This window comes from Enterobacter cloacae complex sp. 372C4, from assembly GCF_050030615.1.
GTDB lineage: Bacteria > Pseudomonadota > Gammaproteobacteria > Enterobacterales > Enterobacteriaceae > Enterobacter > Enterobacter intestinihominis.
Window position 1 is genome coordinate 146,641 of record NZ_JBLGUQ010000001.1, and the last position, 18,755, is coordinate 165,395.

The 18,755-nt window shown below is 54.1% G+C and carries 21 protein-coding genes and 1 pseudogene; 13 read left to right on the forward strand and 9 right to left on the reverse strand.

Annotated features, from left to right (window positions below; translation table 11 throughout):
• The first annotated feature begins 4 nt into the window (after window positions 1-4).
• From fliM to rcsA, 7 genes and pseudogenes are all read left to right on the forward strand, one after another.
• Window positions 5-1,009, forward strand: a complete 1,005-nt coding sequence (gene fliM, locus ACQG11_RS00830) for a flagellar motor switch protein FliM (RefSeq protein WP_006811158.1) — start codon at window positions 5-7, stop codon at window positions 1,007-1,009.
• Window positions 1,006-1,419 (forward strand): flagellar motor switch protein FliN, encoded by a 414-nt coding sequence (fliN, locus tag ACQG11_RS00835; protein WP_003859592.1) that lies wholly within the window; start codon window positions 1,006-1,008, stop codon window positions 1,417-1,419. The genes fliM and fliN overlap by 4 nt, the downstream gene beginning before the upstream one ends.
• A 2-nt stretch (window positions 1,420-1,421) precedes the next feature.
• Window positions 1,422-1,796 (forward strand): flagellar biosynthetic protein FliO, encoded by a 375-nt coding sequence (fliO, locus tag ACQG11_RS00840; protein WP_161177049.1) that lies wholly within the window; start codon window positions 1,422-1,424, stop codon window positions 1,794-1,796.
• On the forward strand, window positions 1,796-2,533 hold the full coding sequence (gene fliP, locus ACQG11_RS00845; RefSeq protein ID WP_426728097.1) for a flagellar type III secretion system pore protein FliP: 738 nt from the start codon (window positions 1,796-1,798) through the stop codon (window positions 2,531-2,533). The genes fliO and fliP overlap by 1 nt, the downstream gene beginning before the upstream one ends.
• Window positions 2,534-2,543: 10 nt before the next feature.
• Window positions 2,544-2,813 carry a flagellar biosynthesis protein FliQ gene (gene fliQ / locus ACQG11_RS00850; RefSeq protein ID WP_003859587.1) on the forward strand — a complete coding sequence of 90 codons (270 nt, stop codon included), beginning with the start codon at window positions 2,544-2,546 and terminating at the stop codon, window positions 2,811-2,813.
• A 6-nt stretch (window positions 2,814-2,819) separates the two neighbouring features.
• Window positions 2,820-3,612 (forward strand): annotated as a pseudogene (gene fliR, locus ACQG11_RS00855) (flagellar biosynthetic protein FliR); the annotation flags it as partial.
• A 290-nt stretch (window positions 3,613-3,902) separates the two neighbouring features.
• Window positions 3,903-4,526, forward strand: coding sequence for a transcriptional regulator RcsA (rcsA, locus tag ACQG11_RS00860; RefSeq protein WP_022648556.1), 624 nt, complete (start codon window positions 3,903-3,905; stop codon window positions 4,524-4,526).
• A 98-nt stretch (window positions 4,527-4,624) separates the two neighbouring features.
• On the opposite strand, the gene dsrB is transcribed toward rcsA, so the two are convergent.
• A complete protein-coding gene (dsrB, locus tag ACQG11_RS00865) occupies window positions 4,625-4,813 on the reverse strand; it encodes a protein DsrB (protein WP_003859583.1) in 189 nt (62 codons plus the stop codon).
• A gap of 128 nt (window positions 4,814-4,941) precedes the next feature.
• Between dsrB and yodD the strand changes: the two genes are divergently transcribed.
• Window positions 4,942-5,169, forward strand: coding sequence for a YodD family peroxide/acid resistance protein (yodD, locus tag ACQG11_RS00870; RefSeq protein WP_017383339.1), 228 nt, complete (start codon window positions 4,942-4,944; stop codon window positions 5,167-5,169).
• A 296-nt stretch (window positions 5,170-5,465) separates the two neighbouring features.
• Complete coding sequence (locus ACQG11_RS00875; protein WP_046619345.1) at window positions 5,466-6,266, forward strand: mannosyl-3-phosphoglycerate phosphatase-related protein; 801 nt, start codon at window positions 5,466-5,468, stop codon at window positions 6,264-6,266.
• Here the strand turns inward: ACQG11_RS00875 and dgcQ are convergent.
• From dgcQ to ACQG11_RS00890, 3 genes are all read right to left on the reverse strand, one after another.
• Window positions 6,251-7,951: a cellulose biosynthesis regulator diguanylate cyclase DgcQ gene (gene dgcQ / locus ACQG11_RS00880; RefSeq protein WP_046619344.1), complete on the reverse strand. Its 1,701-nt coding sequence runs from the start codon at window positions 7,949-7,951 to the stop codon at window positions 6,251-6,253. The genes ACQG11_RS00875 and dgcQ overlap by 16 nt on opposite strands.
• An 84-nt stretch (window positions 7,952-8,035) precedes the next feature.
• Window positions 8,036-8,218 (reverse strand): YodC family protein, encoded by a 183-nt coding sequence (locus ACQG11_RS00885; RefSeq protein WP_022648559.1) that lies wholly within the window; start codon window positions 8,216-8,218, stop codon window positions 8,036-8,038.
• Between the two features lie 77 nt (window positions 8,219-8,295).
• A complete protein-coding gene (locus ACQG11_RS00890; RefSeq protein ID WP_174452894.1) occupies window positions 8,296-9,210 on the reverse strand; it encodes a DUF808 family protein in 915 nt (304 codons plus the stop codon).
• A 175-nt stretch (window positions 9,211-9,385) separates the two neighbouring features.
• On the opposite strand from ACQG11_RS00890, the gene yedA reads away from it, so the two are divergent.
• Window positions 9,386-10,300, forward strand: coding sequence for a drug/metabolite exporter YedA (gene yedA / locus ACQG11_RS00895; protein WP_022648561.1), 915 nt, complete (start codon window positions 9,386-9,388; stop codon window positions 10,298-10,300).
• Here yedA and ACQG11_RS00900 read toward each other — a convergent pair.
• From ACQG11_RS00900 to ACQG11_RS00910, 3 genes are read right to left on the reverse strand one after another with little or no spacing between them, the layout of a single operon-like run.
• Entirely contained in the window at window positions 10,272-10,763 is a 492-nt protein-coding gene (locus tag ACQG11_RS00900; RefSeq protein ID WP_022648562.1) for a very short patch repair endonuclease, read from the reverse strand. The two genes, yedA and ACQG11_RS00900, sit on opposite strands and share 29 nt — an antisense overlap.
• A complete protein-coding gene (locus tag ACQG11_RS00905) occupies window positions 10,744-12,177 on the reverse strand; it encodes a DNA cytosine methyltransferase (RefSeq protein ID WP_113772446.1) in 1,434 nt (477 codons plus the stop codon). Before ACQG11_RS00905 ends, ACQG11_RS00900 begins: the two co-directional genes overlap by 20 nt.
• A 43-nt stretch (window positions 12,178-12,220) precedes the next feature.
• Complete coding sequence (locus ACQG11_RS00910) at window positions 12,221-12,922, reverse strand: phosphohydrolase (RefSeq protein ID WP_023306528.1); 702 nt, start codon at window positions 12,920-12,922, stop codon at window positions 12,221-12,223.
• A 284-nt stretch (window positions 12,923-13,206) separates the two neighbouring features.
• Between ACQG11_RS00910 and ompC the strand changes: the two genes are divergently transcribed.
• On the forward strand, window positions 13,207-14,373 hold the full coding sequence (ompC, locus tag ACQG11_RS00915; RefSeq protein WP_022648565.1) for a porin OmpC: 1,167 nt from the start codon (window positions 13,207-13,209) through the stop codon (window positions 14,371-14,373).
• A 55-nt stretch (window positions 14,374-14,428) separates the two neighbouring features.
• Here ompC and ACQG11_RS00920 read toward each other — a convergent pair whose 3' ends face one another.
• Complete coding sequence (locus tag ACQG11_RS00920; RefSeq protein ID WP_023300495.1) at window positions 14,429-15,292, reverse strand: N-acetylmuramic acid 6-phosphate etherase; 864 nt, start codon at window positions 15,290-15,292, stop codon at window positions 14,429-14,431.
• A 153-nt stretch (window positions 15,293-15,445) separates the two neighbouring features.
• Between ACQG11_RS00920 and ACQG11_RS00925 the strand changes: the two genes are divergently transcribed.
• Window positions 15,446-17,062 carry a sensor histidine kinase gene (locus ACQG11_RS00925; protein WP_045308599.1) on the forward strand — a complete coding sequence of 539 codons (1,617 nt, stop codon included), beginning with the start codon at window positions 15,446-15,448 and terminating at the stop codon, window positions 17,060-17,062.
• Window positions 17,059-17,778 carry a two-component system response regulator DcuR gene (gene dcuR, locus ACQG11_RS00930; protein ID WP_023300497.1) on the forward strand — a complete coding sequence of 240 codons (720 nt, stop codon included), beginning with the start codon at window positions 17,059-17,061 and terminating at the stop codon, window positions 17,776-17,778. Before ACQG11_RS00925 ends, dcuR begins: the two co-directional genes overlap by 4 nt.
• Here the strand turns inward: dcuR and ACQG11_RS00935 are convergent.
• Complete coding sequence (locus ACQG11_RS00935) at window positions 17,759-18,721, reverse strand: FAD:protein FMN transferase (RefSeq protein WP_046619334.1); 963 nt, start codon at window positions 18,719-18,721, stop codon at window positions 17,759-17,761. The genes dcuR and ACQG11_RS00935 overlap by 20 nt on opposite strands.
• Window positions 18,722-18,755 lie beyond the last annotated feature (34 nt).

Genomic DNA, 18,755 nt, shown 5'->3' on the forward strand with positions numbered 1-18,755 from the left:
CGACATGGGCGACAGTATTCTTTCTCAGGCAGAAATCGATGCGCTGCTCAATGGCGACAGCGATAAGAGTGACGATCCGAAGCCGGGTCTGACCGGCGACGATAATATTCGTCCCTACGATCCCAATACCCAGCGTCGCGTGGTCCGCGAGCGTTTACAGGCGCTGGAGATCATCAATGAACGTTTCGCACGTCAGTTCCGAATGGGGCTGTTTAACCTGCTGCGTCGTAGCCCGGATATCACCGTCGGTGCGATCCGCATTCAGCCGTATCATGAGTTTGCCCGCAACCTGCCGGTGCCAACCAACCTTAACCTGATCCATCTGAAACCGCTGCGCGGTACCGGCCTGGTGGTGTTCTCGCCAAGCCTGGTATTCATCGCAGTGGACAACCTGTTCGGTGGCGATGGCCGTTTCCCGACCAAAGTGGAAGGCCGCGAGTTTACCCATACCGAACAGCGCGTTATCAACCGCATGCTGAAGCTGGCGCTGGAATCCTACAGCGACGCGTGGAAAGCGATTAACCCGCTGGAAGTGGAGTACGTGCGTTCCGAGATGCAGGTGAAGTTTACCAACATCACCACTTCACCGAATGACATCGTGGTGAACACCCCGTTCCACGTCGAAATCGGCAACCTGACGGGCGAGTTCAACATCTGCCTGCCGTTCAGCATGATTGAACCGCTGCGCGAACTGCTGGTGAACCCGCCGCTGGAGAACTCACGCCATGAAGATCAGAACTGGCGTGAGAACCTGGTGCGCCAGGTTCAGCACTCGCAGCTGGAGCTGGTGGCTAACTTTGCCGACATCTCCATGCGGTTATCGCAGATCCTGAAATTACAACCCGGCGACGTTTTGCCGATAGATAAACCCGACCGCATTATTGCCCATGTGGATGGCGTACCCGTGCTGACAAGCCAGTACGGCACAATTAACGGCCAGTATGCGTTACGCGTTGAGCACTTGATCAACCCGATTTTGAATTCGCTGAATGAGGAACAGCCCAAATGAGTGACATGAACAATCCGTCCGATGAAAACAGCGGAGCACTGGACGATCTGTGGGCTGACGCGTTAAACGAGCAAAAAACGACGCCGACGAAAAGCGCGGCAGACGCGGTCTTCCAGCAGTTAGGCGGCGGCGACGTCAGCGGGACGTTGCAGGACATCGACTTGATTATGGACATTCCGGTCAAGCTGACCGTTGAGCTGGGCCGCACCCGCATGACTATTAAAGAGCTGCTGCGCCTGACGCAGGGTTCCGTTGTAGCCCTGGACGGTTTAGCGGGTGAGCCACTGGATATTCTGATCAACGGCTACCTGATTGCACAGGGCGAAGTAGTGGTGGTGGCCGATAAATACGGCGTACGTATCACCGACATCATTACCCCTTCCGAACGTATGCGTCGCCTGAGCCGTTAAGTATGAAAACCCAGGCAACACTGTCCGCGCCCTCCGCCGTACCCGGCTCCCCGCTGCTTCAGGTGAGCGGCGCGCTGTTCGGTATTATTGCCTTTATCCTTATCGCCGCCTGGCTGGCAAAGCGTTTCGGGCTGGCGGGGAAAACGGCCGGCACGCGCGGACTGAAGGTCAGCGCCAGCACCACACTCGGGCCACGCGAGCGCGTGGTCATTGTGGAAGTGGAAGATGCGCGACTGGTGCTGGGCGTGACTGCCTCCAGCATTAACGTTCTTCACACGCTGCCCCCTCCGCCTGTCACGGTGGAGGCTAACGCCCAGGCCCCTGCGGATTTTCAGTCCGTTATGAAGAGTTTGCTCAAGCGTTCCGGGAGATCCTGATGCGCCTTTTGTTATTGCTTACGCTGGCAGGTCTGGGCCTGTTCGCGCCTTCTGTGTATGCGCAGCTGCCGGGGCTGGTTTCCACGCCGCTGGCGAACGGGGGACAAAGCTGGTCCCTCTCCGTGCAGACGCTGGTGTTCATCACCTCGCTGACCTTTATCCCGGCGATCCTGCTGATGATGACCAGTTTCACCCGCATCATCATTGTGTTTGGTCTGCTGCGAAATGCGCTCGGCACGCCGTCCGCGCCGCCCAATCAGGTGCTGCTGGGTTTAGCCCTGTTCCTGACCTTTTTCATTATGTCGCCGGTGATCGACAAGATTTACACCGAGGCGTACCAGCCGTTCAGCGAAGATAAAATTTCCATGCAGGTTGCCCTGGAAAAGGGGGCTCAGCCATTACGTGAATTTATGCTTCGCCAGACGCGCGAAGCGGATTTGGCCCTGTTTGCCCGTCTCGCTAACACGGGCGAGTTACAGGGACCGGAAGCGGTGCCGATGCGCATTCTGCTGCCAGCGTATGTGACCAGTGAGCTGAAAACGGCGTTCCAGATTGGCTTCACCATTTTCATTCCGTTCCTGATTATTGACCTGGTGATCGCCAGCGTCCTGATGGCGCTCGGGATGATGATGGTCCCGCCCGCAACCATTGCCCTGCCCTTTAAGATCATGCTGTTCGTACTGGTCGACGGCTGGCAGCTGCTGGTCAGCTCGCTGGCGCAGAGTTTCTACAGTTGAGGAGCGCGCAATGACGCCTGAGTCGGTCATGATGATGGGCACGGAAGCGATGAAAGTCGCGATTGCCGTCGCCGCGCCCCTGCTTCTGGTTGCGCTGGTAACCGGTCTGATTATCAGTATTCTTCAGGCCGCCACGCAGATTAACGAAATGACCCTGTCGTTCATCCCGAAGATCATCGCCGTCTTCGTGGCGATTATCGTTGCCGGGCCCTGGATGCTCAATTTGCTGCTGGACTACATGCGCAACCTGTTCACCAATCTGCCTTACATCATCGGCTGACGGACGATGCTGCAATTCACCAGCGATCAGTTTGTTCAGTGGCTCGGGATCTATTTCTGGCCGATGCTGCGCATCATGGCGCTGATCTCCACCGCCCCCATACTCAGTGAAAAGTCGGTGCCTAAACGCATCAAAATTGGGTTGGGCATGGTTATCACCATTATCGTTGCCCCTTCCCTGCCGGCGGTGGATATTCCGATTTTTTCCCCGAATGCGATATGGATTGCCCTGCAACAGGTGATGATTGGCGTGGCGGTCGGGTTTACGATGCAGCTCGCCTTCGCCGCGGTACGAACGGCGGGCGAACTGATCGGTTTGCAGATGGGTCTGTCTTTCGCGACGTTCGTTGACCCGGGCAGCCATCTGAATATGCCCGTGCTGGCGCGTATTATCGACCTGCTGGCGATGCTGTTGTTTCTCTCGTTCAACGGCCACCTGTGGCTCATCTCTATGCTGGTGGACACCTTCCACACGCTGCCGATTGGCGACAACCCGGTGAACAGTAACGCTTTTCTGGCGCTGGTGCGGGCTGCCGGGCTGATCTTCCTCAACGGGCTGATGCTGGCGCTGCCTGTCATAACCCTGTTGCTCACCGTTAACCTCGCATTGGGTTTACTCAACCGAATGGCCCCACAGCTGTCGGTATTCGTCATCGGCTTTCCGGTGACGTTGACGGTTGGCCTTTTATTAATGTCATTATTGATGCCACTTATCGCCCCCTTCTGCGAGCATTTATTCAGCGAGATATTCAATCTCTTAGCGGATATTGTCAGCGAACTTCCACGCAAATAATAACCCGCAGTGTTTGCAATGTCTTTCTGAGGATATTCCTAAAAATAATCTTGAAAAACATCTACCAGGATATATCTGACGCGGTTTAATTGTTTCTAACCACCTCACAATACTTAATATTTACTTTACTTTAAGATGATTCCTGGCAAATTATACGTAACTTTACGGGATAGTGAGTTCGCCTGAAAGTCTTTGTCATGCTCACAGGTTTTATTAGATTTTTTCCATCCCGTATGGCTGTTTATGAGCTCTCAGGCAGGTGGTGAATTATCGTTACGCATTGAGTGAGGGTATGCCATGTCAACGATCATTATGGATTTATGCAGCTACACCCGGCTAGGGTTAACCGGGTACTTAGCAAGCAGAGGGGTAAGAAAGAGAGACATCAACGATGCACACACCGTTGAAGAACTCGCAGCCGCTTGTGAGACCCACAAGCCCGGCGTGGTGTTTATTAATGAGGACTGTTTCATTCACGACCCCGCTAACAGTCAGCACATTAAGCAGATCATTAATCAGCATCCCAGAACCCTGTTTATTGTTTTTATGGCGATCGCCAATATTCATTTCGATGAGTATTTGTTGGTGCGTAAAAACTTATTAATCAGTTCGAAATCGATTAAACCAGAGTCGCTTGATGACATTCTGGGCGATTATTTGAATAAAGAAGTTAAGAATGTAGGGGCGGTTAACTTACCCACTCTATCTTTAAGCAGAACTGAATCAAGTATGCTAAGAATGTGGATGGCTGGACAAGGGACAATTCAGATCTCAGACCAGATGAATATCAAGGCAAAAACAGTATCGTCACACAAAGGAAATATTAAAAGGAAAATTAAAACGCATAATAAGCAAGTGATATACCATGTCGTACGCCTGACAGATAATGTGACGAATGGGATTTTCGTTAATATGCGCTAATTTGCACGGCCATGTTGTACCCTACCTTGATCTCTGGCCTGGCCAGAGATTTTGCTTTTCAGCAGCCGGGCCGGGGAGAAGACGCCCCCGACGCCGCCCTATTCCGCCGTTTCCACAAAGATCCCATCCGGGTGCCCCAGTTCGTTGAAGAACCAGATGCCGAGCGGGTAATCTTCCAGCGACACCAGATACATTGTGCCTTCATTAAACTCTTCTATTGCCAGCACCACGCCCGGGCGGCGCGGCCCACCGTCCGTTTTGACGGTTACCCGATCGTTGACCTTCATACATTCCTCCTGTGGTTTTGAGCCAGTGTAGAACAAATTACCCTGGCTGGCATCGCCGCCTGACGCGAATGGCGTTTTTGTGTGCGGTCTATACTTAGCTGTTGAGACGGTTAAATGAGGAGCCCGCCATGAAGACTGACAAAGAGTACAGCGACACCATTAAGCGTGAGGTGGAAGTGGATGTCGATGCCCTGCTTGCCGCCATTAATGAAATCAGTGAGTCCGAAGTTCATCGCGCGGAGGATAATTCAGACCGTGTCGTGGTCAATGGTCGTGATTACCATACCTACCGTGAACTGGCTGAAGCATTCGAGCTGGATATCCATGACTTTAGCGTCTCGGAAACGAACCGCTAAGGCGAAAAAAATCCCGGTCATGGGGATGACCGGGATCAAACTTGCTTATGCAAGAAGCACTTGTAAATTCGTTACACCAGGAAATCTGATGCAGGTAAGACATTATCCCCAACAGATTTGTCTTACAAGCATATATTCTCTTAGCGAATATTATATTTTATACATGTGAATTTTGGTTATGAGTATAAACATGCGCTGCGTGTGGGTTTATCGGGATCGTTTCCACTTCAACGGGACATCAATGCTGGATTTTTTTAAGACTTTTCTTAGATGAACATCATTATTCAGGAGACGTTATGCCTTCGCTAAAGGAGACTCTGCTCGTCTTTACCGATCTCGACGGTACGCTGCTGGATTTTCACACTCTCGACTGGCAGCCTGCCGCTTCCTGGCTGAAGAGATTACAGGATGAACAGGTACCAGTCATTCTGTGCAGCAGCAAAACCGCGTCCGAAATGCGTGACATCCAGCAGGAACTTGGCCTTGGCGGGCTGCCCTACATTGCGGAAAACGGCGCGGTGATCCAGCCTGACGTACGGTGGGAAAACGCCGCACGGTTCATCTCAGAAAAGAAGCATGACGATATCCGGCAGTTTATTGCCCGGGTGCGCCAGGAGATGCATCTGAAATTCACCACCTTCGACGATGTGGATGAGCGCGTGGTCGCCGAATGGACCGGGCTAAGCCGTCCCCGAGCGGCGCTTGCACGTAAACACGAGGCTTCCGTGACGCTGATCTGGCGTGACAGTGATGAACAAATGAAACGCTTCGCAGCCGAACTGGCCCGGCAGGGGCTGAAGATCGTCCCGGGTGCTCGCTTCTGGCATATTCTGGACACGAGCTGTGGCAAAGACGTGGCGGTGCACTGGCTTGTGGAACAGTATCACCTGCACGACGGATTTGACCCGACAACGCTGGGCCTGGGCGACGGCCCCAATGATGCCCCTCTGCTGGACAGCGTAGCCTTCGCCGTGGTGGTGAAAGGCTTCAACCGGGAGGGGGTCAGCCTTAAGAACAACGATCCCACACGGGTTTATCGCACTCAGCACACCGGACCGGCCGGCTGGCGCGAGGGGCTTGATTACTTTTTAACGTGATCCTGCCAGATGACCCGGTTACGCCCGCGCTGTTTCGCCTCATACAGACGCGCATCGGCGGTGGATTGCAGATTTTCGAAGTGATAATTGCCCTTCTCCTGCGCGCCAGAGACGCCAAACGACGCGCTCACGCGCAGGGTAGTACTTTTCTTAATCAGGATCTCTTTGCTGTCGATACGCTCACGGATCTGCTCTGCAACTTCCGCCGCCTCTTCAAGCGTCATGCCGGGCAGCACCACACAGAACTCTTCGCCGCCGACGCGCCCGGCAATATCTTTAGTGCGCAGGGTACTGGCAATCAGCCCCGCAGCATGGGACAACACCTTATCACCCGCCTGGTGCCCGAACCGGTCATTAATGCTCTTAAAGCAGTCAAGATCGATCTGGATGACAGAGAAAGGCAGCGCCTGCTGTTCACACTGCTTCGCCAGTATTTTCGCCCGCTCAAACAGCGCCCCACGATTATTCAACCGGGTCAGAGGGTCGTGCCAGGCCTGCCATTGCAGCGAATTCTGCAACGAATACATATTACTGACCATGCGCCGGATCACCAGCCATGAGATGAGCAGCATCGCGGTGAACAGCGCCCAAAGCAATGCCAGCACAATACTGATGCTGCCGAAATCGCCGCGCACCCCTTCTTCCAGGGTGTGCACGCGCAGGACGATGCCATCAAAGTGGTCGAGACGCTCCCAACTGACAAAACGACTCCCCAGGCGAATGCCGCCTTCGGAATCCGATTCTATTGCGTGCGCTATCTGCGCTAGTTCGGGCGCGTCAAAATGATTAACGTCCGCAGCAGATGATCCAGACGTCGCGAGCAGGGTGAGACGACTGTCATACAGCTGGTATTCCCCTTCCGGGTTATCGCCTACGGCCTCCACCAGCAGACGACGCAGGGTGGCAAAGGTGAAATCCATCGCCACCACGCCATACCAGACGTGATTGTAATAAACAGGCACACTGGCGGTGATCAGCGGCTTTTTGCCCACAAAGGAGGAAGGAGGCGAGATAAACCAGCGCACGGCACGCGCACGGTTCTCACGCTCGGACTGTTGGGTAAACCAGGGCTGAGTGACCAGATAGTAGTAACGCTGCACGATATCGCTGGCATTTTCCGGCGTATCCGTTTCCAGAAAGAATCCGGCGCGAGAGACATAAATCACGCGCTCTTCGTTGCCGGAAGAACTGGATGCCAGACGCAATAAATACCCCACTTCAAGCGCGGCGGACAGTTCATTATCAAGAAACTCATCATCGCGATTCAGAAGGGTGGTCTTTTCAACAAAGGCATCAGACACACCGTTGATCGGCAATGTGCGCTGTTTATCAACCTCAATTTGCCAGGTGGGGGATGCGCGCAAACGGGCAAAACGCTTTACCGCATCATGTAGCACGCCAAACGCCAGCGGCGTTTCCAGCGCATCACGCATGCTGTGGCGAAAAAACAGCATTTTATCGACGCTGAACTGGAGTTGTCTGTCCAGCGCACTGGCAACCGTTTCCAGATGGTTACGCTGACTGGAGATATAGGCATCTTCCAGTACCACAACTTCGCGCCAGGTCAGGAGGGTGGAAAAGATCAGGACAACGATAAAACAGAGGTTAACAACCAAACGGGGATTGCTACGCTTATGCAGCCACTGCAAAAAAGATTGTTTTACAACAAAGGTATTGTGCTGCACACGCACTCCCTGAGTGTCGCTCACCATCCGATATGATAAGTCTTCTGTCAGTAAAAACGCCCGGCAAGGCCGGGCGTTGTGTGATTAAGCCTTATCGCGTTTTTGCCTTTTATCACCAGGCTGAAGCTCATCTTCACGAAAAGCCTCCCGCTTAATGCCGTATCCGTCATGCCACCGACACTCCACCATTCCACTGGAATAACCGGTGACAATCATGCATGGACCACCATTCTTTGGCTTAACTTCATCACTGACCAAAAAGACCATACCTGCCTCCTGTATCAGGGTGAAACGTTTTCAATTTAGACGAGGAATGGTCTTTTTGCATCCGGGGTCAGCAAAAATTAATGCGATTTTCCGCGTACTTTTTCTACCAGCTTGACCACTGCCACCACAATGACACCTACGATCAAGCCCAACACAAGGTTAAGCAGCGTCGGCAGAATGGCGGCGATCACCGAACCATGTCCCGACGCCAGATGTTCAATTGCATGATGCAGCGAAGCAACGCCGTGCACGATAATACCGCCGCCGACCAGGAACATCGCCAGAGTTCCCACTATCGACAAACTTTTCATCAGCCACGGCGCCAGCACCAGCAGGCTTTTGCCAATAACGCGGGCAATGGCGCTGGATTTTTTTTCCAGCCAGAAGCCGATATCATCCAGCTTGACGATCAGACCGACCAGCCCATACACCCCAACCGTTACAAGAATGGCAATCAACGAAAGCACCATGACCTGATTCATCAGCGGTGCTTCGGATACGATCCCAAGCGTAATCGCCACAATCTCGGCCGAAAGGATGAAGTCAGTACGGATCGCACCTTTGACCTTATCGCGCTCGAACGTTTTTGGATCCTGCGCGGCCAGCGCTTCCAGACGCTGCTGGCGCATTTCCGGGGTGTCTTTCTCTTTGCGTGCGGCAAACATATGCAACACTTTTTCGGCACCCTCGAAGCACAGGAACGCCCCGCCAATCATCAGCAATGGCGTAATGGCCCAGGGTATAAAGGCGCTAATCAGAAGCGCCAGCGGAACAAGGATCACCTTGTTAATAAAGGACCCTTTCGCTACGCCCCACACCACCGGCAGCTCACGGTTCGCCCGCACGCCGCTGACCTGCTGCGCGTTAAGCGACAAGTCATCCCCCAGTACCCCGGCGGTTTTTTTCGCCGCCAGTTTTCCCATGACTGAAATGTCATCCAGCAAGGTGGCGATATCGTCCAGTAATGTTAATAAGCTACTTCCTGCCAAAATCTCTATCCTTCTTTTTTTGCTAATTAAGTGAATAGTATGGAACAAAACTCAGCGCCCGGAAACAGGCACCTCACGTCAACAAAAATTTCACATTAACAACTCAATTAAAGCACTCGCCAGCCCGATAGTTTTGGCGTTAACTATGAGCGAACTTTTTATTTCGTCGTGAGGGACTATGCGTTTTCGGCATTTATTACCGCTCATTGGAGCACTTTTTTCCCTGTATATCATCTGGGGATCCACCTACTTTGTCATTCGTATTGGCGTGGAAAGCTGGCCCCCGCTGATGATGGCCGGTATTCGTTTCCTTACGGCTGGCGTGCTGCTGATGGCGTTTTTATTGCTGCGCGGCCACAAGCTACCGCCGCTGCGTCCCCTGCTTAACGCCGCCCTGATTGGCCTGCTGCTGCTGGCGGTGGGCAATGGCGCAGTAACCGTCGCCGAACACCAGAACGTGCCGTCGGGCATCGCCGCCGTGGTCGTCGCGACCGTGCCGCTGTTTACGCTCTGCTTTAGTCGTCTGTTCGGGATCCGCACCCGTAAGCTCGAATGGCTGGGCATCGCGATTGGGCTTGTGGGTATTATCATGCTGAACAGCGGCGGTAACCTGAGCGGAAACCCCTGGGCTGCCGTTATGATCATGATCGGCTCGATGAGCTGGGCCTTCGGCTCGGTCTACGGCTCCCGCATTGAACTGCCCTCCGGGATGATGGCGGGTGCCATTGAAATGCTCGCGGCAGGCATCGTGCTGCTGATTGCCTCGGCGTTGACGGGTGAAAAACTGACGGCAATGCCAGATCTCTCAGGTTTCCTGGCCGTCGGGTATCTGGCGCTGTTTGGCTCGATTATTGCCATCAACGCCTATATGTACCTGATCCGCAACGTCTCACCGGCGGTTGCCACCAGCTACGCCTACGTTAACCCGGTGGTTGCCGTGCTGCTGGGTACCGGTTTTGCGGGCGAAGTGCTGTCGACGATTGAATGGCTGGCGCTGGGCGTGATTGTCTTTGCCGTGGTGCTGGTCACGCTGGGTAAATATTTACTGCCCGCGAAACCCATTGTCACGGCGTGTGAGGTGGAGAAACCGTGATCGGGTGAATGCCCTGGGTATCGATCTGCGCGGCCTGACCGCCGCCGCAGATCCACTCTTCCAGCCGCTCCGTCAGTTCCACGTCATTCAGCTTCATTCTTCCGCGCAGTGCGCACTCCCAGACAATCAGCACCCGCCAGCCCTGGGCGTAAAGCTGCGAAACATCGCGTTTATCACGCTCGACGTTCCTGCCAATCTTCTCCAGCCAGAAGTCGGTGCGTGTCGCCGGGACTTTAAACAGATAGCAGTCGTGATGATGCCAGAAACAGCCGTGGGTAAAGATGATGCATTGATACGCATCGATCACGAAATCAGGACGCCCGGCAAGCGTGGCATCCTGAACCCTGAATTCAAACCCGATGGAGGTCAGGAGGCCAGCGATCCGTTTTTCGATCGCGGTATCACGCGTACCGATGGCACGCATGTTTTTACTGCGCGTGGCCTTATTGTGAACGTCCGCCATTGACGGCCTCACTCTGACGCAGCTGAACGGCCTTGCTGATGCGTGAGGCCAGCAGTTTTGCGACGGCGGCAAAGGCTGGCACCACCACCGAGTTGCCAAACTGACGATAGGCTTGTGTATCCGACACCGGAATGCGAAAACTGTAGCCCTGCGGCGCCTCAAAGCCCATTAAGCGGGCGCACTCGCGCGGCGTTAAGCGCCGCGGTCGGTGCTGTTGATTCTGAGGGTCGTCGAAATCTTTTTCGCCCAGCGCCTTATCCCAGCCCCGATCGATAAGAATTTCCGCGCCATCTTTGTAATAGCGCGCCGACAGCGTACGCGTCACGCTGTCAGGATTAAGCGGATTGACCATGCCAAACCCAAAGCCATTGCCTTTGGCCTGATGCTTTTTGGCATAGCGATAGAGGTATTTCCACAGCACTGGCGTCAGAATGAATTTCGCATCGACGGCGGGCTCCAGCAGATCGGCCACTGTCGGACGGCGCGCCGGATACAGCGAGGGCAAATCGCGCAGCGTAAAATCGCCTTTCAGATTGAGATCGCGGCGGAATCCCACCAGCACGATGCGCTCGCGGTGCTGTGGCAGGAAGTGTTTGCCGTCGATAATTTTCGGATCGTCCGGCCCCATGTCCTCTGCATCCGCCACGTCGTAACCCAGTTCATCCAGCGTTTGCATGATAATGCGGAAGGTTTTGCCGCCGTCATGGCTCTTTAAATTCTTGACGTTCTCCAGCACAAAAATTGCCGGGCGGCGGGCATCAATAATCCGGGCAACATCAAAGAACAGTGTGCCCTGCGTATCACAGGCAAAGCCGTGTGCGCGTCCCAGCGCGTTCTTTTTCGACACGCCAGCCAGTGAGAACGGCTGACACGGGAAGCCTGCCAGCAGCACATCGTGCGCCGGAATGGTGTTGCGAATGTGCTCAGCGGCTTCTTCGTCGCTGACGCCGGTTTTGTGGCTCAGAGTGACGTCGCGGATGTCGGCATTGAACTGGTGCTCGTCGGGGTCGCAGTACCAGTTCGCCTTATAGGTGCGGACGGCATGTTTGTTCCATTCACTGGTGAACACGCACTGCCCGCCAATAGCTTCAAAGCCATGGCGAATGCCGCCAATACCGGCAAAGAGATCGATAAAGCGAAAGGCATAATTCGGATGCGCAGCAGGCGGGTGCGGCAGCAGGTTGCGCAGATAACGGAACTCGCCGTCGCTCAGGCGGTGCCCTGCCCTGTCGCTTATCAGCAGTCGCTTGAGTATTGCCGGGCTCCAGTGGCTCTCGCCATGTGCCACCAGCTGGTTTGCCAGCGTTTTAGCATCGTACATTTCCAGCAGCTGACGCAGGAGTGCCTGCACGGCTGCCGTTGATTTCTCAACCCGCTCAGGCGCGGGCACAGTCACTGATCGATTTTCCTGCATTCTCTTAACCGGACAATAAAGACAGAAAACAGAGTACCACAGTTCAGGATCGCACACTGCGACGGAAATGGGTCAATATCTGGCTGTCGGTTCCGAGGTAATCGCCCTGTAATTCGGCACTCAGCTTCGCCATAAACTGGATCAGGAAATCGGCATTGTGACGCGCAAGTTCGCGTCCCCGTGCGGTTTGCATGGTGTCCGGCAGGCGCAGGAGTTTGGTCTGAAAGTGATCGAGCGCGAAAGCTTTATCATCCAGCGCACGCGCCCCGGCAAACGGGTCGTCGGCATCAAACAACGCGGTGCCCAGCGCACCGGACACGGCAAAGACGCGCGCAAGGCCGATGGCGCCTAACGCCTCCAGCCGGTCGGCATCCTGGACCGTTTTGGCCTCCGGGCTTTGCGGCGCGATACCGGCACTGAAGCTGTGCGCTTCAATGGCATGCTCAACGGCCGCATACCGATCGGGCGGAAAATCAGGAAAATCGCGGCTCAGGATCTGGCGCGTTTCTCGCGCTGCCAGCCGCGAGGAGTGACTACGCTGCGGGTGATTTTTCGGCAGGCTGACAATGTCATGGAAGTAGCATGCGGTCAGCACAACCAGCGGATCGCAATCCCCGTCAGCCATAATGGTCTGCGCCGTCATCCAGACGCGGCGAAAATGGGCGATATCGTGCGCCGCATCATCAGTAAAATGATTTTCGTCGAGCCAGCGCTCAAAACGGTGCTGCCACTGCGCAAGTTCCATCATCCCATCCTGTTGCTCAAAAGAGAGTGAATTATAATACACCCGAATCAAAACCCTTAATAAATAGAATTTAGAAATACTTAATAATAATTACCCGCTATATTTTCAATGAATTAATTCACGCGAAAAATAAAGAGATAAAAAGAAATATTTTGTAATATTTTTACCAGTTTAATTACATTTATTTTTGAACCTAAATAATAATCCATAGAATAGTATCAGCCATGTAGTTACGGAGGGTAATTACATATATTCAGACAATTTATATTTAAAGGGAATATATAATGAAAAGAAAAGTTCTGGCAATTCTCGTACCCGCGTTATTAATGGCTGGCGCAGCAAATGCGGCGGAAATGTATAACAAAGACGGCAACAAAGTTGACCTGTACGGTAAAGTTGATGCACGTCATACCTTCTCCGACAACCCAGGCGACGACGGCGATGAAACCTATGTCCAGATTGGTTTCAAAGGCGAAACACAAATTAATAACGATCTTATTGGTTACGGCCAGTGGGAATATAAAACCTACGCTAACGATACCGAAGGCGCAGGCGACACCTCTTTTAACCGTCTGGCCTTTGCTGGCCTGAAATACGGCGAATATGGCTCATTCGATTACGGCCGTAATTACGGCGTCGTGTATGACGTTGAAGCCTGGACCGATATGCTGCCAGTATTTGGTGGCGACTCCTATACCTGGACCGACAACTATATGGTTGGCCGTACTAACGGTGTGGCGACCTACCGTAATAATGACTTCTTCGGTCTGGTTAACGGCCTGAACTTTGCACTGCAATATCAGGGTGCTAATGAAGGCGCTAACGCAAACGAAAATCAGGAAGGCACCAAAAACGGCCATGATGATGTTCGTTTCCAGAACGGCGACGGCTTCGGTATGTCAACTACCTATGACTTCGATTTCGGTCTGTCGCTGGGTGCCGCTTATTCATCGTCTGACCGTACCAACGACCAGGTTGCTTACGGCGCAGGTACCTATAATCGCTTCAGCAAATATGCTGGCGGTGAACGTGCGGAAGCGTGGACAATCGGTGCAAAATACGATGCGAATGATGTCTACCTGGCAATGATGTATGCGGAAACCCGCAACATGACTCCGTACGGCAACGATGGCATCGCCAACAAAACTCAGAACTTTGAAGCCGTAGCGCAGTACCAGTTTGACTTCGGTCTGCGTCCATCCCTGGCGTGGGTCTATTCAAAAGGCATCGATTTGGGTGGTAACGATTATCATCCAGGCAATGGTTATGACTATGTAGACCAGGATCTGGTTAACTACATCGACGTGGGCATGACCTACAGCTTCAACAAGAACTTCTCCACCTACGTTGATTATAAAATCAACCTGCTGGACGAAGATGATGCCTTCTACAATGACAACGGTATTGCAACCGATGACATCGTTGGCATCGGTATGATCTACCAGTTCTGATCCCCATAAATAGCAAAGCCCGCAACGCGGGCTTTTTTTATTTGACGCTGAAATATTACGGCGCTTCCTGCAAGGCCAGGCGAACAAACCCGTTATTCTGCGCCAGTAATTCATGTGCTTTCCAGGCATCCATACCCGTCAGCACCATTAGCACCGCCGTTTTACACTGATGGTTACAGCTTTCCAGCGCCGCCTTCGCCTGCGCCCGGGAGCATCCCCCCGCTTCCATTACAATGGCAATTTGTCGCTCGGCCCATCTGGTATTGCTTGCCTCCAGATCAACACGCAGGTTGCTGTACACCCGTCCTGTCCGTATCGCCAGACCGGTGGTGACCATATGCATTATCATGCTTTGCGCAATGCCCGCTTTGGCGTTGGTATACCCGGCAACCACATCCGCGCCCAGATCGGGGGCAATAACCATGCTCGCCAGCTGCGCCGCTTCACTTTGCGCATCCTCCGTAATGAGCGCGACCGTTGAGCCCAGAGACCACGCATGACGCATCGCGCCCCAAACCCATGGCGTTTTGCCGCTGACGGACAGCGCCAGCATCATGTCGTGCTCGCCGAATTTTATCGTCTGAAGGTCGGCAACGCCGCGCGCGTAGCTTCCGGCGTTATCGCCTGCTGTCATCGCAATGACCGGATGTTTTCCCGGCGCGAACGCTTCTGCCGCCTGCTTCGCCACGCCTCCGGACGCGCCTGCGCCGATCAGCACCAGACGTCCGCCGTGACTAAGCGTCGCCGCCGCGTTATCCACCACGCGAGCCAGCATACTTAAGTGAGGGGTAAGTGCAGAAGAGATTTGTGCGTCATCCTGGTGTATGACATTAAGCATATCCAGCGTAGATAATCTGTCGATGTTCATCGTGCTGGCGTGCCGTCTTTCCCTGGCCGTACCGGTAAGCATAATGCTCATAAACTGCCTCCTTATTATGAGTACCCCCACACTATAAAGTGTTTTATACAGGTCACATGAGAGAAGGCTCACGAAACGCCTCTCTTTACATGGCTTTATGAAATGCCCGTCATCAGCGATAATTAGCCCTTTCTTTTTCATCGCGGAGTGTTAATGAGCGATTTGCAGCCCTTCCCCCCGACGCGCAAGCGCCCTATGAAGCTGAATACGCTGGTTACGCTGATGGTGTGCGCCATTATCGGCTCTGTGCTGCTGGTGGTCTTCGCGCTGTACTCTGTACAGATCACGCGTGCCACGCGCGATGACGTGAAAGATACTGCGCTGGGTATCGCCCGAACGCTGGCCGACAGCCCGGAGATCAAGCGTGGTCTGATGGAATCGCCGCAGGCTGGCATCATCCAGCCGATTGCCCAGGCGGTGACGAAGCGCAACGACCTGCTGTTTACCGTGGTTACCGACTTGCGTGGGATCCGCTATTCCCATCCAAACGAAGCGCTGTTAGGTTTGCATTTTATTGGCGACGATCTGACGCCCGCCCTCGAAGGGAAAGAGAATGTCTCCGTGAACCGCGGCGCACTCGCGGAAGCACTGCGCGTCTTTACGCCCGTTTATGACGATCGGCACGACCAGATCGGCGTGGTCGTGGTGGGTATTTCGCTGAATAAAGTTGAAGATCAGATTGCCCGCGGTCGGCTCAATGCCGTGTGGACCATCTTATTCAGCGTTCTGATGAGCTCAGTGGCGATATGGGGTCTGGTCCGGGTTCTGAAACGTATTCTCTTCGGGCTTGAGCCTTACGAGATCTCCGCCCTCTTTGAGCAGCGCCAGGCCATGTTGCAGTCCCTGCGCGAAGGCGTGATGGCTGTAGATATGCACGGGCGCGTGACGATGATTAACCACACCGCCAGAGAAATTTTGCTCCTGAGCTCGGGTGAGCACTCCGAGAGCAGCGGCGAACCACTGCTGGCCAGCCTTAGGGAAGTGGCGAAAACCGGCATTGCTCGCCAGGATCAGGAGATCGGCTGTAACGGACGGCTACTGCTGTGCAACATGGTCCCCGTGAAAAGCCAGAATCAGGTGATCGGGGCAATCAGCACCTTCCGCGATAAGACCGAAATCAGCCAGTTAATGCAGCGTATCGATGGTATGGTCAACTATGTTGATGCCCTGCGCTCACATACGCATGAGTTTATGAACAAGCTGCACGTGATCCTCGGCCTGCTGCACATGAAGCGCTACGATAAGCTGGAAGAGTACATCATCCAGACCGCACAGAATTATCAGACGGATATCGGCGCGATACAGCGCAAGGTTAAATCGCCGGTCATTGCGGGTTTCCTGCTGGGTAAAATCAACCGCGCCAAAGAGGCGGGAGTGACCCTGACGCTGGCCGAGGAGAGTCAGCTTCCTGACACCAGCAATGAAGAGCAGGTTGCGGTTCTGATCACCGTGCTGGGCAATTTAATCGAAAATGCCCTGGATGCGATGGAAGGTCAGCCGGAAGGCGAGATCGGCCTGCTGCTGCATTATCAGAACGGCTGGCTGAGCGGTGAGGTCAGCGATGACGGTCCCGGCATTGATCCCGAGCGGCTGGAGGCTATTTTTACAAAGGGCTACTCAACAAAAGGTGAAAACCGTGGCGTTGGGCTGTTCCTTGCACGTCAGCAGATCCAGAACCTGGGCGGAGATATTACCGTCGAGTCGGAGCCTGGCGTATTTACCCAATTTTTTGTTCAGATCCCCTGGGATAGCGAGAGGAATATCGCGTGATAAATGTATTAATTGTCGATGATGACGCCATGGTAGCCGACCTCAACCGTCTGTATGTTAACCGCGTTGAGGGTTTTAACTGCTGCGGCGTCGCTTCCACGCTCAACCAGGCCGAAGCATTGATCGCAAACCCAGGCCAGCCGATCGATCTGGTGCTGCTGGATGTCTATATGCAGCAGGATAACGGGCTGGATCTATTGCCCATCATCCGCGCATCGGGCCGCCCGATTGACGTTATCATGATTTCGTCAGCCTCCGACGCCGCAACGATCCAGACGTCGATGCACTATGGCGTGGTGGATTACCTGATTAAACCGTTCCAGTTCCCGCGTTTTGAAGAGGCGCTGAACGGCTGGAAGGCAAAGCGCAGTCTGATGGGCTCGCATCAGTATTATGAACAGGCCGACGTCGACAGGCTGATCCACGGCGGCGCGCCGGAGCTGGCCGACAGCAAAAAATTACCGAAAGGCTTAACGCCGCAGACGCTGCGCACCATTTGCCAGTGGATCGACAGCCATCCGGAGATAGAATTTTCCACCGACGATCTGGCGAATGCGGTCAACATTTCCCGCGTCTCCTGCCGCAAATACCTGATCTGGCTGGCGCAAATCAATATCCTGTTCACCAGCATTCACTACGGTGCCACCGGTCGACCGGTATATCGCTACCGTTTGCAGCCGGAACAGGTCGGCCTGCTCAAACAGTACTGCCAGTAATTCGGTAGCTGTCGTCCAGAAGGGTAAAACGGAAGTGGTGCATCGAGGAGATCACCACTTCTTTTGTTTTGGTGACAAAAATGGCTTCAATATCGGGGCGCGAACGCAGCGCGGCGCAGCCCTGCTCCACGCCCATGCCGTAGATCAGCGTGGTCCAGATATCGCCGTCGAGGGAGTCTTGCGAAATAATCGTCACGCTGTCCAGTTCGTTATCCAGCGGGTAGCCGGTACGCGGGTCAAGTATGTGATGATAACGTTTGCCGTTCTGCTCGAAGTAGCGCTCATAGGTGCCTGACGTCACAACCGACCGGTTTTCTACCGTTATGGCGCCAATCAGCGCATCACCGGCGAACGGTTTTTTCAGCCCGACGCGCCAGCCACCCTCCGGCGAGCCTAACGTCTGGACGTTGCCGCCAAGGTTGATCAACCCGAGTTCGGCGCCCTCTTTATGCAGGTAATCCCGCACCCTGTCGGCGATATAACCTTTGGCGATAGCCCCCAGATCGATCTCCATTCCCTGGCGTGTAAGAAACACGCTGCTGTTGGCGTCATCCAGTACCACGTTCGCAGGATCCGTGATACTCAGCAAGGCGGCGATCTCGTCCGCGGGCGGTACAGTGTCCCCCTTAAAGCCAATTTTCCAGCGTTTGACCAGCGGACCTATCGCCAGGTTGAACGCACTGTCTGTAGGCAGGCTGGCCGCTTTCGCGCAGCGGATCAGGTCAAACACCGGGCGACTGACGACAACCGGATGCTGACCGGCAGCATGGTTGACATCCATCACCTGCGAATCCGCACGGTTGACGGTGAGGAGATCTTCGTACTGTTTGATCAGGCGAAACACGCGGGACGCGAGGGCTTCGTCATGGGAGAAGAGTTTCAGGAGGATGGGCGAGCCCATCAGAACGGCGTTGTAGCTGTAAACGCGATGGCTATCAGGCATTGCATAAGTCCTCAGATGTAGCCCCGGCAAGCAC

What these genes read in the sequence shown, in the direction of transcription:
- fliQ (WP_003859587.1), top strand. Translation starts at nt 2,544, where the DNA reads ATGACGCCTGAGTCGGTCATGATGATGGGCACGGAAGCGATGAAAGTC.
- rcsA (WP_022648556.1), top strand. Translation starts at nt 3,903, where the DNA reads ATGTCAACGATCATTATGGATTTATGCAGCTACACCCGGCTAGGGTTA.
- ompC (WP_022648565.1), top strand. Translation starts at nt 13,207, where the DNA reads ATGAAAAGAAAAGTTCTGGCAATTCTCGTACCCGCGTTATTAATGGCT.
- fliN (WP_003859592.1), top strand. Translation starts at nt 1,006, where the DNA reads ATGAGTGACATGAACAATCCGTCCGATGAAAACAGCGGAGCACTGGAC.
- ACQG11_RS00875 (WP_046619345.1), top strand. Translation starts at nt 5,466, where the DNA reads ATGCCTTCGCTAAAGGAGACTCTGCTCGTCTTTACCGATCTCGACGGT.
- fliP (WP_426728097.1), top strand. Translation starts at nt 1,796, where the DNA reads ATGCGCCTTTTGTTATTGCTTACGCTGGCAGGTCTGGGCCTGTTCGCG.
- ACQG11_RS00910 (WP_023306528.1), bottom strand. Translation starts at nt 12,922, where the DNA reads ATGGAACTTGCGCAGTGGCAGCACCGTTTTGAGCGCTGGCTCGACGAA.
- fliO (WP_161177049.1), top strand. Translation starts at nt 1,422, where the DNA reads ATGAAAACCCAGGCAACACTGTCCGCGCCCTCCGCCGTACCCGGCTCC.
- fliM (WP_006811158.1), top strand. Translation starts at nt 5, where the DNA reads ATGGGCGACAGTATTCTTTCTCAGGCAGAAATCGATGCGCTGCTCAAT.
- ACQG11_RS00905 (WP_113772446.1), bottom strand. Translation starts at nt 12,177, where the DNA reads ATGCAGGAAAATCGATCAGTGACTGTGCCCGCGCCTGAGCGGGTTGAG.
- dsrB (WP_003859583.1), bottom strand. Translation starts at nt 4,813, where the DNA reads ATGAAGGTCAACGATCGGGTAACCGTCAAAACGGACGGTGGGCCGCGC.
- yedA (WP_022648561.1), top strand. Translation starts at nt 9,386, where the DNA reads ATGCGTTTTCGGCATTTATTACCGCTCATTGGAGCACTTTTTTCCCTG.
- ACQG11_RS00925 (WP_045308599.1), top strand. Translation starts at nt 15,446, where the DNA reads ATGAGCGATTTGCAGCCCTTCCCCCCGACGCGCAAGCGCCCTATGAAG.
- ACQG11_RS00885 (WP_022648559.1), bottom strand. Translation starts at nt 8,218, where the DNA reads ATGGTCTTTTTGGTCAGTGATGAAGTTAAGCCAAAGAATGGTGGTCCA.
- ACQG11_RS00900 (WP_022648562.1), bottom strand. Translation starts at nt 10,763, where the DNA reads ATGGCGGACGTTCACAATAAGGCCACGCGCAGTAAAAACATGCGTGCC.
- yodD (WP_017383339.1), top strand. Translation starts at nt 4,942, where the DNA reads ATGAAGACTGACAAAGAGTACAGCGACACCATTAAGCGTGAGGTGGAA.
- ACQG11_RS00935 (WP_046619334.1), bottom strand. Translation starts at nt 18,721, where the DNA reads ATGCCTGATAGCCATCGCGTTTACAGCTACAACGCCGTTCTGATGGGC.
- ACQG11_RS00920 (WP_023300495.1), bottom strand. Translation starts at nt 15,292, where the DNA reads ATGAGCATTATGCTTACCGGTACGGCCAGGGAAAGACGGCACGCCAGC.